The 15,833-nt window shown below is 34.1% G+C and carries 10 protein-coding genes and 1 pseudogene; 7 read left to right on the forward strand and 4 right to left on the reverse strand.

What is annotated here, in order from left to right; all coding sequences use genetic code 11:
• Positions 1-4 precede the first annotated feature (4 nt).
• The gene (gene pheT / locus WAK64_RS00365) at positions 5-2,419 is read left to right on the forward strand and encodes a phenylalanine--tRNA ligase subunit beta (protein WP_336584935.1); all 2,415 of its coding nucleotides are present in this window, start codon (positions 5-7) and stop codon (positions 2,417-2,419) included.
• A gap of 75 nt (positions 2,420-2,494) precedes the next feature.
• On the opposite strand, the gene WAK64_RS00370 is transcribed toward pheT, so the two are convergent.
• The 4 genes from WAK64_RS00370 to WAK64_RS00385 all read right to left on the reverse strand — a co-directional run bounded on the left by WAK64_RS00370 (position 2,495) and on the right by WAK64_RS00385 (position 6,421).
• Positions 2,495-2,794 carry an AraC family ligand binding domain-containing protein gene (locus WAK64_RS00370; RefSeq protein ID WP_336584936.1) on the reverse strand — a complete coding sequence of 100 codons (300 nt, stop codon included), beginning with the start codon at positions 2,792-2,794 and terminating at the stop codon, positions 2,495-2,497.
• Between the two features lie 614 nt (positions 2,795-3,408).
• On the reverse strand, positions 3,409-4,059 hold the full coding sequence (locus WAK64_RS00375) for a phosphatase PAP2 family protein (protein ID WP_336584937.1): 651 nt from the start codon (positions 4,057-4,059) through the stop codon (positions 3,409-3,411).
• A 344-nt stretch (positions 4,060-4,403) separates the two neighbouring features.
• Positions 4,404-4,598 (reverse strand): hypothetical protein, encoded by a 195-nt coding sequence (locus WAK64_RS00380; RefSeq protein WP_336584938.1) that lies wholly within the window; start codon positions 4,596-4,598, stop codon positions 4,404-4,406.
• A gap of 317 nt (positions 4,599-4,915) precedes the next feature.
• On the reverse strand, positions 4,916-6,421 hold the full coding sequence (locus WAK64_RS00385; RefSeq protein WP_336584939.1) for a phage head spike fiber domain-containing protein: 1,506 nt from the start codon (positions 6,419-6,421) through the stop codon (positions 4,916-4,918).
• Between the two features lie 1,860 nt (positions 6,422-8,281).
• On the opposite strand from WAK64_RS00385, the pseudogene WAK64_RS00390 reads away from it, so the two are divergent.
• The 6 genes and pseudogenes from WAK64_RS00390 to WAK64_RS00415 form a co-directional block, all read left to right on the forward strand.
• Positions 8,282-9,453 (forward strand): annotated as a pseudogene (locus WAK64_RS00390) (nitrate/nitrite transporter); the annotation flags it as partial.
• A 570-nt stretch (positions 9,454-10,023) separates the two neighbouring features.
• Positions 10,024-11,244 carry an NO-inducible flavohemoprotein gene (gene hmpA, locus WAK64_RS00395; RefSeq protein WP_336584940.1) on the forward strand — a complete coding sequence of 407 codons (1,221 nt, stop codon included), beginning with the start codon at positions 10,024-10,026 and terminating at the stop codon, positions 11,242-11,244.
• Positions 11,245-11,460: 216 nt separating this feature from the next.
• Positions 11,461-12,159 carry a Crp/Fnr family transcriptional regulator gene (locus WAK64_RS00400; protein WP_336584941.1) on the forward strand — a complete coding sequence of 233 codons (699 nt, stop codon included), beginning with the start codon at positions 11,461-11,463 and terminating at the stop codon, positions 12,157-12,159.
• A 604-nt stretch (positions 12,160-12,763) separates the two neighbouring features.
• Positions 12,764-13,030, forward strand: coding sequence for a CD3324 family protein (locus WAK64_RS00405; protein ID WP_336584942.1), 267 nt, complete (start codon positions 12,764-12,766; stop codon positions 13,028-13,030).
• A gap of 161 nt (positions 13,031-13,191) precedes the next feature.
• Positions 13,192-14,193 (forward strand): phosphotransferase enzyme family protein, encoded by a 1,002-nt coding sequence (locus WAK64_RS00410; protein ID WP_336584943.1) that lies wholly within the window; start codon positions 13,192-13,194, stop codon positions 14,191-14,193.
• 841 nt (positions 14,194-15,034) lie between these two features.
• Entirely contained in the window at positions 15,035-15,793 is a 759-nt protein-coding gene (locus WAK64_RS00415) for a hypothetical protein (RefSeq protein ID WP_336584944.1), read from the forward strand.
• The last annotated feature ends 40 nt before the right edge of the window (positions 15,794-15,833 follow it).

Consider the following 15,833-nt stretch of genomic DNA (forward strand, 5'->3'; position numbering starts at 1 on the left):
ATACATGTTTGTTTCATATAAATGGTTACAAGAGTACGTAGATTTATCTGGAGTGACTCCTGAAGAGCTTGCGGAGAAAATTACTCGCAGTGGTATTGAGGTAGAAGGAGTAGAACGTAAAAGCGAAGGCGTTAGTGGAGTGGTTATCGGATATGTTATGGAACGAGAACAACATCCTAATGCAGATAAATTAAGCAAATGTTTAGTTGATATTGGGGCAGAAGAGCCTGTTCAGATTATTTGTGGAGCGCCGAATGTTGCACAAGGACAAAAGGTACCAGTTGCAACAGTAGGTGCAGTATTACCAGGTAACTTCAAAATCAAAAAAGCAAAACTACGCGGCGAAGCTTCCCACGGCATGATTTGTTCCCTGAAGGAGCTAGGGATTGATAGTAAGCTTGTGTCTAAAGATTATAGTGAAGGGATTTTCGTCTTCCCGACGGACGTTGAAGTAGGAACAAATGCTTTAGAAGCACTTGATTTAGATGATGCTATTTTAGAATTGGGCTTAACGCCAAACCGTTCGGATTGCTTAAGTATGTTAGGGGTAGCATATGAAGTTGCGGCAATATTGGGAAGAGATGTTCAACTACCGAAAATTGAAGTGGCTTCAACTTCAGAAAAAACGGAAGACTATATATCCATTAACGTTGAAGCAAAGGAAGACAATCCATTATATGTAGCGAAAGTGATGAAGAATGTAAAAGTTGCGCCATCTCCACTTTGGCTACAAAACCGTTTAATGACTGCAGGTATTCGTCCTCATAATAATGTAGTGGATATTACGAATTTCGTACTTTTAGAATACGGCCAGCCTTTACATGCTTTTGACTATGATCAATTTGGAAGTCAAGAAATTGTCGTGCGTAAGGCACGTAGTGGAGAAGAATTGGTCACTCTAGATGATGCCAAACGCACTCTTACTGATTCTCATCTTGTCATTACAAATGGGTCAGAGCCTGTAGCATTAGCCGGTGTTATGGGGGGAGCGGATTCGGAAGTAACGGAAGATACGACTACGGTTTTATTAGAATCTGCTTACTTTGCACCACAAACGGTTCGACAAGCTTCTAAGGATCATGGATTAAGAAGTGAAGCTAGTACACGTTTTGAAAAAGGGGTTGACCCTAATCGGGTTGTACTTGCTGCAGATAGAGCAGCTGAGCTTCTTGTTCAATTTGCAGGTGCAGAAATGTTAGAGGGGGACGTTGTCGCTAATACATTAACGATAGAGCCCTCCACTGTTCGTATTACGCTAGATAAAATTAATGCTTCACTAGGAACAAGTATTACAGTTGAAGAAGTAATCAACATTTTTGAACGACTTCAATTCCAAGTAAATGTAACGGGAACTACGTTCGAAGTGATTGCGCCAACGCGTAGAGGTGACATTTCTATTGAGGCTGATTTAGTTGAGGAAGTTGCACGTTTGTACGGTTATGATCGTATTCCATTGACCTTACCTGCTGGAGAAAGCCAGCCTGGTGGCTTATCCCCTTATCAATTGAAGCGTCGCATTTCAAGAAAGACTCTTGAAGGAGCAGGGCTTAATCAGGCGATTACGTATTCTTTAACTAATGATGTGAAGGCTACTCAATACGCATTAGTTAAACGTGACCCAGTAAAATTAATTATGCCAATGAGTGAAGAACGTAGTAATCTTCGGTTGAGCATTGTTCCACAGCTGTTAGAATCTGTTTCGTATAATGTGGCGCGACAAAATGATTCAATCGCTTTTTATGAGATTGGCTCAGTATTTTTAAAAGAAGAAGGGCAAGAGTTACCTTATGAAATCGAGCATATTGCCGGGGCACTAACAGGTTTATGGATGCATCACCCTTGGCAAGGAGAGAAAAAGGCAGTTGATTTCTTCGTAGCAAAAGGGATTTTAGAAGAGCTGTTTGCAAAGCTAGGTGTAAGTAAGAACATTCAGTATAAGCCGGTACAATTAGATGGAATGCACCCTGGTCGTACGGCAGAGATTCTTTTAAAGGATGAAGTACTTGGATTTGTAGGTCAAATTCACCCTGAAGTACAAAAAGAATTGGATTTAAAAGAAACATATGTATTCGAATTAAACGCAGGTACGCTGTTCGGTGAAGAAAAATTACCACTTCAATATAATAGCATTCCACGCTTTCCATCTATCACACGTGACATTGCGCTAGTAGTAAACTCGAGCGTATTGGCAGGAGATATCGAGCGTACTATTGAAGAAGCTGGTGGCTCTTTATTGAAAGAAGTAGCAGTGTTTGACCTTTACGAAGGGGAGCATATGGAAGAAGGGAAAAAATCGGTTGCCTTCTCACTTAAATATTTTGATCCAAACCGCACGCTAACGGATGAAGAAGTCGTTAAAGCACATGATAAAGTATTAGCAGCTGTAAAAGAAAAAGTCGGTGCGGAACTTAGAGGATAACGAAAAAGCACGAGATTTCTGCTGAAATCTCGTGCTTTTTTTATTTTGAATGATTCGTGTATATCAATTTACATCCTACTCTTTAATTTGTACGACTAAGATGTGAGCATCTTCAAGCGCGTGTAAACTATGTTTTTCTAACGGTTTTAAATAAATAAAGTTTTCACTCATTAGTTCGACCTGTTCTTCACCTACATGGAAAAGAACCTTCCCTTTTCTAACAATCACCATTACATGTTCTGGTGCATCATGAACGGGTATGCTTTCGCCTCTAGCTAGCTGAAGATTCAATACTTTGTTTCCATTAAACGTTAATACTTTCTCCACATGCTTTGTCTTTTTATCTAATTGATCGATATTAACGATGAATTCCATAGTAAATCCTCCTGTTTCTTGTGTTTTAAGCGAAAAGTCAGTGCCATACAACCGAAATTCTATTTAAAAAAAGTTGATACGATAGAGCGGAGGCTAACTGAACTTCTCCTCAATGAATAGTATAACGAAATGATTGGAGTAAATTTGTGATTAAAATCACATTAAGGCCTATTAGGGTAATAAATAGATTTGAAGCCGGTAAATTATATTGTTAAACAGGGCTCTTAATTGGGGGAGAGGAGGTTATTTTATGATGGCGATGAGAGCAACAAAGTAGTTCCTCGAAGGAAATAGAAGCGGCGAGTATCCTTCTGTCGATTGGTATATCATTAATTATCTCTTTAAGAAAGCTTATATGATAAGAAATTATTTACAATACAGGGAATGCATGCTCTAGCGCCACAGAACGTAAAAAAATCCAGCTGAAGTTTCTTACTGAAGTACTTCAACTGGAAATTGAACAGTTTATGCATGGAAAAACGACTATCTAATCGAGTTTTCCTATCGTTTGAAGTAAGATTAAGCATAGGTGAAATTTTAATGGTAGAGTACCATGCTATATTCTAAGCGTACTAAGGCTGATACCCGGTACACGCCCTTTAATGATTGACTACTTAGTTAGTTTTTAACCACCAACGATATAGATAAATAGATAATATAAGGAATATTGCTCCGAGTGTGTGCCCTGCAATAACGTCTGTAGGGTAATGAGCGGATAGTGCAACACGGCTTATACCGATTAAAATGATTAGAGTCACGCCAACTATACTGATCAAATACTTTTCTTTTAGTTTCGTTCTATTACGTGTAAGTAAATAAGTAGCTAGTCCGTATGCTACTAGACTAATGAATGCCCCACTACTAGGAAAACTATAATCCAACTCATCTAGAGGTATGATAGGCCTTTCTCGTTGAAACAATGCTTTTAATGCTTTGCTTAAAAAATTGGTTAACATGACCATCACCACGAAGACGATGGCTCCCTTATAATCACGATACTTCCAGATAAGTAATACCACCATAATGAATAGTAATGTAATAATACCAGTTGTTGACCCAAACCAGGCTATCCCTTTAAATATCGTAAATAAAAATGATTGCTCTTCTAATACAAATATATTCCTAAGTACTGTATCTATCTTAATTGGGTCGCCTTTTTTTACTAAATTTGCCAGAAAAAGAAATAGGATAAATAATGCTGAAATAATGGCTACTACGCCAATATGGAAGCGAGGAAGTTCCGTTCTTTTTGTTGTATTTTTCATTTTCTTTCGTTCGCACAGCCCCCTTTTACTTCAAATGTAGCTTAGCATTAGAAGGGGAGGAATAGACGTTGGCGAAAACCGAACATCCTTCATGTGCTACTCTCCTTTCTTGGTTCAAAAATAATTTTGGTTAGTGTTAACTAACAATTAATATAATACACGATTATTATAGAATATCAAATACTTGAACTCTAAATACGCATTACGTTAAATTGGGATTGAAACCAGCTGTCTTATCTATTATAAAACCCTTACTTTTGGACCATGAGCTTTACTAAAGTTTTATCAGAAAAACTTTTTTGCTAAAAAAGAGGTTGATCAAAATGGTTTCTTTTCCTGATGATTTAGTATGAATTTCTATATAAAATCCCATCACTTTCTACCGCTGTTGTTCTACAATCCCACCCAACTAAAATTCGAGACAAATTATCTATCTTCGTTAAACTAAAGCCCGCGTTTGTAGAAGGTGACGGTGAAGCTTGGATTGATTCCTTAATTTGTTGAACTAATGCATCTATTACGAAATGGTTTTCCTTCATAAATGTAATCCTAAAAAAACAAGGAAATGAACTCTCCATTTTTATAGGACATTTACGAAATTTTATTCAGTCTTTAATAGATAATTACTGCATTAAAAAAGGACAGCTTTACTCGGAGGTGAAGTCTGTCCAAAATGAAATTGAATTAGAACCATTCATTGTTTGCGGTTAGATTGAAAATAGGGAATCTATTTCTCTATTAAAAACCATTAAAGTAATCATAGAGAGGAAGAGAAAATAAGTGAAATTATCAACCATAACTTCCTATAGTATTAGCGTAATCTTTTTCTAATAACTATAGAAAATTAATACATCAATTATTCTTCAATAAGCTTGGCTTTCGATGCATACACCGAGTCTGTTGTTCCATTATAAACACTTGGCCAAATTACAGCCGTTATCCCATCATTTGTAGAAAACGGTTGGTCCGATGTTACGGAGAAATACTGCCATTCAGTTGTAACATCGACTTTTAATCCTGTTGATTCAGTATTGTGACGATTTTGAATCTTTATCTGTGCTTGGTGAGGCTCATCTGCTTTCAACCAAACGCCAAATGTATATTTCTTGCCTTCTGAAGCGATATTTACATATTGCTGTACAGAACCGTTAACCTCTGTTTGGGTTAATTTTTGTGCTAGTTCACCATCAGGGGTTGTTTCTGAGCTAAAGCTTATGTTAAGCTTATTTTCATTTCTATTCCATCCAGAGTCTGTAAAGTCATTTATTGAAGATGGTTCTAATAGATTTTGTTCTTGTTCCTTTTCTACAGCAAATAGCCCAGCTTCATAGACAACTGGAGATTGGAACGCTCCCTCCCATTTCAACGTACTAGTGCCAAGACCTTTACTATCTAGCGATCTCTTAAGACTCGAAGCTGATCTCTTTACAGCATCATTAGGTTCAAAAGAATATTCCATTACAAGCTGATAGAGAGTAAAATCGACTGAGCCTCCATTATAATTATATTGATAACTGGTTGATAAATCGTCCCTAGGAAGAATGATTTCATATCCAAAAACACTAGATAATGTTTCATTATACCCATAATCAAAATGATTTGTATCCAAACCAACTGAAGAAGTAAAAACATTTATTTCAGAAGAAGGGATTCCTACCTCGACCTCAGGGAGTAACATTACTGGAAAACCAAAGTTTGAAGCTCCATTCAGACTAAATGTCTCTTCAACTTTTTTATAATACATATCTAATTGGCCATTCACAGGGGTGAATTCGCCCCAATCGAAGAGAAGCGTGCCGTAGTATTGGTTTTCAGGAACATGTCCTTCTCCAGAACTAAATTCTATGCTTAAAATATCCGACAGTACTTTTCTGAACTCATTTTTTGCTTCTCTAATGTACTCTTCTAAAAAAATAGAGCGTGGGCTAATGTCTGAATAAAAATCATAAAATTTTCCATCTGGTGAAATATATCCAGCGATAAATTTATAGGAATCACTAATCGAATCTACTAAAGACCATACTTCACCTTGTGTATCAATAGAATCGTTATAAATACCAAGAGGTTGAAATAAATGACCTTGACCTTGATGAGTCACCTGTCCTCCTTCTAAATCTTTTGTAGATTCAGGGAATACTTCATAAGTATTCTGTAAAGCTTCAGATAAATTAGGTATAGCTAGTTCAGGATATTCCGATATTCCCTCATAGTAGCTATGAAAGGGAGTTACTAATGGTTGACTATCTAATACACTGTCAGTTGCATTTTGACTTGAAGCAAGAACATTAGTAGGATTTATTGTACTCATGCCTATTATTGTTGCCAGTGTTGTTGTTGAAGCTGCTTTAATAAATTTTTTCATTTCTAATACGCTCCTGTCCAGTAAAATTAATATTGAAGTAAAAACCTTATTAGGTTATTAGCCTAATATCACACCCAAATAAATTAATTTTATCCATCTCTAGTTATTGTCAAAAAGTTATCCTATGAATTATAAAGGTCATCAGAGATAGAAAAATTGCTAATTTAACCTATCGATGCTCCCTACATCTAATGAATGGAATTTTTCCACAAATAAAAGATAGTTTATGAACAATAAATTAGAGTGTTTACTCAAATATCTAATCCTTTGTTGTAAATGGTGTAACCCAAAAGTAGTCTACTTTTTAGTTGGTTCACTTTTTTCGGCACTCTAAAATTGAGAGGAGACTTCTTGACCAAGGTAACCTTATCGATGGCTTTTTTTCTTTTAGAATGAAACTAGGAAAACTCAAAGTTTCATTAATGTACCCTCTACATCACAACCACCTCCCCTAATAATTGCTTTATTCAACTTTCGAAAAACAATCTATTTATTTTGTAATGGTATGTCATCGTAAACGTAATCTGGTTCTTAAATAATAGTTCTATGTCACAATTTTTAGTTCATTGACTAGCACTTTCATACGCCATTTTGTGTTACACTCAGGTATTTTTTCCAAGATGCAAGATCATTAAAATCCGTCACAAGGTACTCTGGATAACGCGATATACCTCAGGAAACAACTTTTCACGTCTTATGACTCTATTTCAATATTGACAAAACATATAAAAAAACTCGGAATTAAATTTTTTTTGAATGGCTTTCTATATATAGAAAGCCATTGTATTTTGAAAAGACATTATCCTTTATCGAATTTGTTATTTTTACGTTTTCCAAATTAGTAGCTGAGTTTGTGCGCACTGCCTTTATCATTTAATTTGGTTATTCGTAATTTTTTAAAACTTAACTTTGCTAGTGGTTACAAGAAGACTGATATTAGTATTGGTTCAAGAAATTATTTTGCGGTCAGTAACAGCAACCCTATTACTAGGACTAATGAGACTTGTTGACCAAGCTAATCTTATCGATGTCTTCTTTATTGTATAGGGTTTCAAATAAAGAATGAAGGCGCTAATACAGGTTTAAATCGTTCTCTTTTACCGTTAGAATCAAAAAATCTTAGGTAAAGACACCACTCCATGTATTCATCTTTCTGAATCGTAATAAACAGCCTGCTTTATATAATCGAATTCAAATAAAAGTTGAATTACTATTTTTAGTAAAACATAAGATCGAAAACGAAAGCATCCTACGAAAATCTGATTTTTCTGATTATAATGACCATTACTTCCCCTTTTTATATAATATTTTTCTTGTTTATTAGTTAGTATTTACTAACTTCCCTATTCAATAATGTAATAAATAGTAATATATTCATATAAAACCTATTCGGAAGAGTGGATATGTTTTTTAATATGTTAGTTTGGAATAAAGTTCAATCAAAAATATCGTACATAGTAAAAAGAAGCTATTTTGAAAAGAGATTGATTAATATGCTTCTGAGATTTCCCAAATTCGAGAGTGTCTTTCTTTCAATAAATAGCCTATACCCTTTTACGCCACTAGTATAGCTAGCTTTGTTATTCGTGATAGTAATAGAAGTATCTGAAAGATAATACTAAAAGCAGCAATCTAAAAGAAATTGGACTATATATTAGTCAATATGGCATTTATAAATGAAGAGAAAATTCAGTTGTTATTACAATTCGATGAATAGGTTTACATAATTACAAGATTAAACAATGCGCTAGATTCTATTAATACACTGAACGCTATTTTCCAAAGTGTGATTTTAGTCACACTTTGGTAATAACATATGTTCTACACTCAGAGTATAAAATAAAGAAAGAAGGGGTCATCATGAAGAATCATCTACTAAAAAAACAACCATCTTTTGTGTTGACAATAGAAACATCAAGCTTAATTGTTAGCTTTATGGTTTGGGTCATTCTTTCATCTTTAATGCCTTTTATCTCAAAAGATATTGAGTTATCTGCCAACCAAATTGCATGGGTAACTGCAGCACCAGTTATTGTAGGGTCACTCCTACGAATTCCAGTTGGCTACTTTACTGGCTCTCTTGGGGCAAGAAAACTATTTATTATTAATTTCCTTTTTTTACTAATTCCTGTCTTTTTTATAAGCCGAGCTACGTCTTTCATTGAGCTTTTCTTTTTTGGGCTTCTTTTAGGAATAAGTGGAGCTACATTTTCTATTGGAGTTACGTCGCTTCCGAAATATTTTCCAAAAAATCGATTAGGTTTTGTGAATGGGTTATATGGGATGGGGAATATGGGGACAGCCTTTACATCATTCCTTGCCCCGGTAGTAGCAAATTCATTCGGTTGGAGACTAACGATCCAATTTTACTTAATTTTAATTATCCTTTTTGTTGTGGTTAACTACTTTTTAGGTGATAGAGAAGAACAAACAATCAAACCTCAAAAAGTTCGTCTCTTAAAATATATAGCTGAACATAAACAAATATTGAAATTATCTATTTTTTATTTCTTAACCTTTGGGGTGTTTGTCTCATTCACTGTGATTATGCCGATTTTCTTAGTTAATATATACGAGGTTTCAAAAGTAAATGCCGGAATTATTACAGGTAGCTTTATTATGATAGCCACATTAATCCGTCCGATTGGAGGATATTTAGCGGATCGTTTTAATGCCTACCGGTTATTATTAATCGTATTTTCCATTATTACAGTAAGTGGTGTTTGCCTATCCTTTTCCTTATCGCTTCCACTATTTGTAACGACCTTAATGGTAATTAGTTCAATGTCTGGAATTGGAAATGGTGTTGTGTTTAAGATTGTTCCTGAAGTAGCAGGTAAGCAAGCTGGAATTGGAAATGGAGTTGTAGCAGCTATAGGAAGTTTCGGAGGATTTTTCCCACCGCTCGTGGCAGCCGCCATCCTTACCGCTACTGGCTCTTATTCCATGAGCTTTTTGCTATTATCACTGTTAGCAATCTTCTGTATTCTCCTTGTATTTGGAAATGTTCGAAAGAAAGCTTAACTATCATTACGATTCATGATGAGCAAAACAGAGTGCGTGTTTGGAACATGATTGGAGTGAATGCAAGGCCTTTTATTGAAAAGGGCCTTGTTTTCTTAGATTGATACAAAACTATGAGGTAAATTTATCCTTACATCTGTCGACTTATACGTTAAGTTAACTATTATCAAAAACTACAATTAAATGAGCCTAGATGTTACAAAATGAATGGGATTAAACAAAAATAATGATTTTTCTTCTTAAAGGTACTGGCTATGACACTCTTTCGATGATTAGATTGGTATGCATTAGTCAATAAAATAGGAGCTATTCTTTATACAACTCTAATTCTTATCATATAACCCATTAAACTATGAATAATTCCCCTACCTCAGTTACATGATAAATTCAGACAGACGCCATGTTATTCGTGACGGAATAAGGGGGAGTTGAAGAAAGTCAACGATACTGTTCAAGAAACAGACACAATTTGCGTGATTAAAATCACACTCCACTAAGATTCTATTTCCTATAATTGTAGATGTAAGATACAAATTGAATTGAAAAAAGTTAGTTGCAGAATAGAAAGGAGAATCATTATGCTTTCTCAAGACACAATTGCTATTATTAAATCAACCGTTCCGGTATTAGAAACACATGGAACAAAAATCACAAAAAGATTTTATCAAATAATGTTTGACTCACACCCGGAGTTATTAGATATTTTTAACCATGCCAATCAAAAACAAGGTCGTCAACAAACGGCATTAGCTAACGCTGTTTATGCTGCAGCAGCAAACATTGATCAATTGGAAAAAATCCTACCGGTTGTTAAACAAATTGGACATAAACATAGAGGCCTAGGAATTAAACCAGAGCAATACCCTATTGTTGGCTCTTGTCTTTTACAAGCAATCAAAGAAGTATTAGGTGATGCAGCAACAGATGAAATCATCAATGCATGGGGAGAAGCTTATGGTGTCATTGCAGATGCATTTATTGGTGTTGAAGATGAAATGTACAAAGCAGCGGAACAACAAAAAGGTGGCTGGTCTGACTTTAGAGAATTTTATATTGATCAAAAAATTAAAGAAAGCGATGTTATTACATCCTTCTATTTAAAACCAGTAGACAAAGGAGACATTTCATCCTTCCTACCAGGTCAATATATAACAATTAAAGTAAAGCCTAAAGACCAAAAACATACTCAACTTCGTCAATATAGCTTATCAGATGCACCTGGAAAAGATTACTACCGTATTAGTGTTAAACGCGAAGATGAAGTGGGAGAGAAAGCAGCAGGAGTTGTGTCGAATTATCTTCATCATGAAGCAAATGAGGGAGATACTATTCTATTAAGTGCTCCAGCAGGTGACTTTGCTCTAGATACAAAGAAAGAAGCTCCTATTGTCCTATTGAGCGGGGGAGTTGGTCTAACTCCTATGATTAGTATGTTAAATACAGTTATTGAGAAGCAACCAAATCGTGATGTTACATTTATTCATGCCGCTTTAAACAGTGACGTTCATGCTATGGCAGAACATGTGAATAACATTGCAAAACAACATAACAACGTAAAGAAATACGTTGCTTACTCTGATCCTACTACTAGTGATCGTGCTGAAAAGAACTATGATAAAGAAGGGTTCGTAACATTAGATACGCTTAAAGATCTCGTTCACGATAACCAATCAGAATTCTATTTCTGCGGCCCTGTTCCATTTATGAAAGCCATATATCGAAACATCAAGGAACTAGGTATACCACAAGAACAAATTCATTATGAATTCTTCGGTCCAGCTGGGGAACTAGAAGAATAATCATTATAACTTGTATAACGTTCTAGAAGAAAGAGGAGAAAGCAAATCGTTTTCTCCTCTTTCGTTTTTACATAAACTTTACAGTTATATTCATCGCTCATCTGCTTCTAATTGTTATGGACCTTTCATGTTTGCATTATTGCTAAAAGAATACTATAGTATATAAGATCCCAAAATAGGGGGAAATTCTCCATCTGTTCATAAAGGAGGAATATTATGAACGAAGAAAATATTTCTCAACTCCTTTCTACATTCCCAATTTTTAAAGATTTACAACAAGAAGAAATTGAAAAAGTTGTGAAAATTTCATTCTCTAGAACCTTCATAAAAGGAAGCCACGTATTCTTACAGGAGGATCCACTCGAAAACGTCTACTTTATTTATAAAGGTCGGATAAAAATTTATAAAAGTGAACTGAATGGAAAGGAACAAATCGTCTCAATCTTAAAGGAAGGAGATATGTTTCCTCATGTCGGTTTCTTTCGTAAAGGGAACTACCCTGCATTTTCAGAGGTGCTCGATAATGCAGAATTAGTCGTTGTTCCAATCGAACAATTTGAACAAATACTAATCGAAAACCCTAAATTATGTATTAGAATCTTTAATATACTTGGAAGTAAAATAGTTGATCTCCAGGAACGTCTTCAAGTACAACTATTAAATAATACCCATGATCAAGTAATCAAATTATTAATTAGAATCTCGAAAACTCATGGAGAGCATATCCAAGGCGATACTTACGCATTAAAAGTGGCGTTTAGTAATAGTGAACTTGCTAGTATGATTGGGCTAACAAGAGAAACCATTAGTCGAACCTTGTCAAAACTAAGAAAAGCAAAGGTTATTCATGTAGACGAACATGGTCATCTTTACTTTAGTATCCAAGATTTAGTGGATAATCTTGAAAATTTATAAGGATCTACCTATACATTCAATTGAGCCATTAAGCACGAGAAAAAGTCACGATAAACCGGTTTCAATAAAATAGCATTATAGAACTGATTGTTCCATTGAACTTCCAATAATCGAAGGTGACACGATGACTAATCTCTACACTACCTAAATAAAAACTAGATATTATTATAAATAACCCACTCAATTAAGTGGGTTATTTCGTTTAATAAACTAATTATTGATCACTGTATAATTCTATATTACTGTTGATCTGATATAAAGAAGTACCGCCTCCCTTAGTTTTATATAGTTTGTTCTACTAAAGTTTAAATAGATCTAGCAGCATCATCTATGCGAGATATGAAAATTTAATTTATGTATATCATCAGTTTCAAAAGTTTAAAAATTCTGATAAAATAGCATAATAGTCTAACTTGGGAAGGGGCATTACTATGATAATTATTTCGTTCGCAAATTTGGAATTTACTCATGCAAAGTCTTGTATTAGAAATTAATACTTCGCATGAAGTGAAAAATAAAATCACTGCTGCTTTGTATTTCCATTTCTGATGTATGGCTTTGCACCTTATTTATAGGAATTAATGACGAATAAGGGGCTGCAGAAATGAGTTATATAAATGCAAACAAAATTCTACCTGAAAAACTTCTAAAAGAACTTCAACAATATGTTCAAGGGGAAACAATATATATTCCTAAAACGAAGAATAATTTTCAAAAATGGGGTACATGTTCTGGTGGAAGGCAAAAAATCAATGAAAGAAATACTTCTATGAAAAATGATTTTAAAAATGGAAAGACTGTTTATCAATTAGCTGAACAACATTTCCTTTCAATTGAAACTGTAAAAAAAATAATTTATACAAAGAATTAATGACATTAGAACTGATCATCTAGCAAAATAGATGATCAGTTTTTTTATGGTGACTTTGATTACTAATAATTCTTGTTATTTATTTGTGGTTCATCATCAATTAGTCTTAATAGTAAGAATTACGAATAAAAAAGCTTGCAATTTGAAAGGGTGTATATAATATGGCATACGAACAAAATAGCCCATTATCCAAAAAAGAAGCTTTACAAAAGGTAGCTGAACTTTCGGCAGAAAGATATCATCTACAAGTAAAGCAATTAGAATTTTTGAGTGACGAGACCAACTTTTTATACAAGGTTATCGATAGCTTTGGCGACGTATATGCGTTAAAGATTTTTGAAGAGGAATATAGTTCTCTTGAAGATAACCTTACTGAAATATTTTTTATGGACATTGTAAATAAAACAAACCACATTTCAGCACCAAGAATGATCCCTGGTAAAGATGGTGAGAAATTACAAGTTATTTCATCAGATTATACTTCTACACCGAAATATGTTTCCGTTTATAGTTGGTTGGATGGTGAAGAGTTAGAAGGAAATGAAAATGATAAGCGGCTTGTGCAATTAGGTGAGCTAACTGCTCATTTGCATAACGCAACATACGGGATTTCAGTCCCTACAGAACTTACCCCAAAAATGTGGAATGAAGTGTTTTATTTTAAGGGAGAACAAGCCATATATAAGCAAGAAGAATTTCAGAAACATTTGTCAAAGGAATACCATCAAATAATGGACAGTATTATCCCTTATTTAAATAATAAATTATCTTCTTTCTATAAAAATAATATTGAAGACATTCAATTAATACATGGTGACCTAAATCCATTTAATATTAAGGTACAAGATGAACAAATGCACATTATTGATTTTGCAGACTCTATGCTTGGTTTACCTATACACGATTTATCAATAATGTTGTATTACTACAAGTATAATGAATCTCTAAAGTTTGACGAAGTTAAAAAACTTTATTTTGAAGGTTATAGAAAGATTCGTGATTTGCCTGAAGTAACTGACTATGAGCTAGATTTATTTATGACAGCTAGAAGAGTAAGTTTCCTGAATTATATATTGGAGGTTAGTGAAGATCCAACAAACTTTATAGAAAGAAATATATCTAGAGTGAAAGATTTCTTGAAAAAATATAACATCAAGTTATAATCGAATGATCTCTATGTGATTGTATTGGATTGCTTGTATTTTCGATAATAATCCGATTCTTTTACAAATCAAAGAAGGCTGGACCGGCTACACATAGTTAGACAGAAAGTTTAAGGTCAAGTCGAATAAACTTACTATCTGAATAATGAAGAGAATTTACATGACAAAAGAGCGTTCCGTACATTTACTTAAGAAGATAAATGGATTAAACAGTATAAGAAATCAAGGTTATTCAAAGAGAAGACCAACCTAACTCCTGAACAAAAGAAGCTGTTAATACTCCTATGGAATGATCAGAAGATTGTTTATTAATGACAGAAAGAAGAGCAAAAAAGAACATCATAGTCTAAAACGTATCTCTAATTGAGCTGAAATTTTAAAAATCATACATCCGCACCAATTAAGGACAGTTAGCGCCCCTCAATGATTAATAACGGAGGTCCATCTGAAGTGATTCAAAGCCTACTCGAACATCAAAAAAGTGAAACCATGATTATATATGCTAAGCTCAGAGAAAAGTTAATGCATTAGATACAGGTTAGCGCGTTTTCCAGAACGCGCCCCTTTTTTGTTTACTATTTAGTCGGAAAAGCGCCATTTTCAGGAGAAACGTATTGTGAATAAGTATACTGGCAGTACTACTATAATAAGCTGTTATATACATTTATCAACAAAGTTAGGAGTCAGGAATTTGGTGAAATGTGACAAAATTATGGAATCATAACAAGATTAATTTACAGAGTGCTAAGGAAAATTTACACTTACAGTAATAGGTAACTAAGGACGTTATTTGTGAAAGGTGAAGTATGTTTTATGTTCAATTATATCGCTAGGGGGCAATATGATGGATACTCAGATGCTCATTACAATGGTTATAATGGTAGTCTTATTTGAAGGCTTTCTACTATTTCTCTATGTGAAGTATAAGCAAGGAAAAATAGATAGAAATCCTTTTTTGACTATTATCATTAAAGAATGGAAAATTATTTATTATGCTATCTTTCATTGGCGAAAGCATAATAGATCTTCACCATTTTCTTTACATGAAAAATCGATGTACTTTTGGTTATTTTTAGCACTTTTGCATGAACAAATCATTGAAATGTTTGTTTTTCACATTTACTTTAAAAAAGAAGAACCGTCTATTGCTTACATCATGTCAGGCCTTCACATTTACAGCATTATTTACATAATAGGAGACTACAATTGGGTTAGAAACACGCCAGTCCTTGTAAAAGACAATAAAGTCGTGATGAAAATTGGGGCAAGACGAGAATTGATGTTTCATATCGAGGACATTGAGCGTATTCAAGCTACCTCCATACAGTATAAACAAAGCGGAGAAATGATTCATGAACAAAATGTATTTCATGTTACAGCTTTTCCTAGGGTGTTAACGAGGATATTTGGTATAAGTGATGAATTAAAGTATGAAATTATTTTCAAAAGTCCGATTGCTTCAACAGGGTATTTCGGGATGAAAAAAAAGGTGTCGAAAGCACTCATATATATCCATCAATCAGATAATTTAGTGGAATACTTTCAAGACAATAAAATAAACGTAGAGAAAGGGCTAAAGGAAACTGTAATGGTGAATTGAAGTTAAATCGTATCTTTAATAAAATTACATTTTGCTCTTT

Origin of the sequence: Bacillus spongiae, assembly GCF_037120725.1 — a bacterium.
Classification (GTDB): domain Bacteria; phylum Bacillota; class Bacilli; order Bacillales; family Bacillaceae_K; genus Bacillus_CI; species Bacillus_CI spongiae.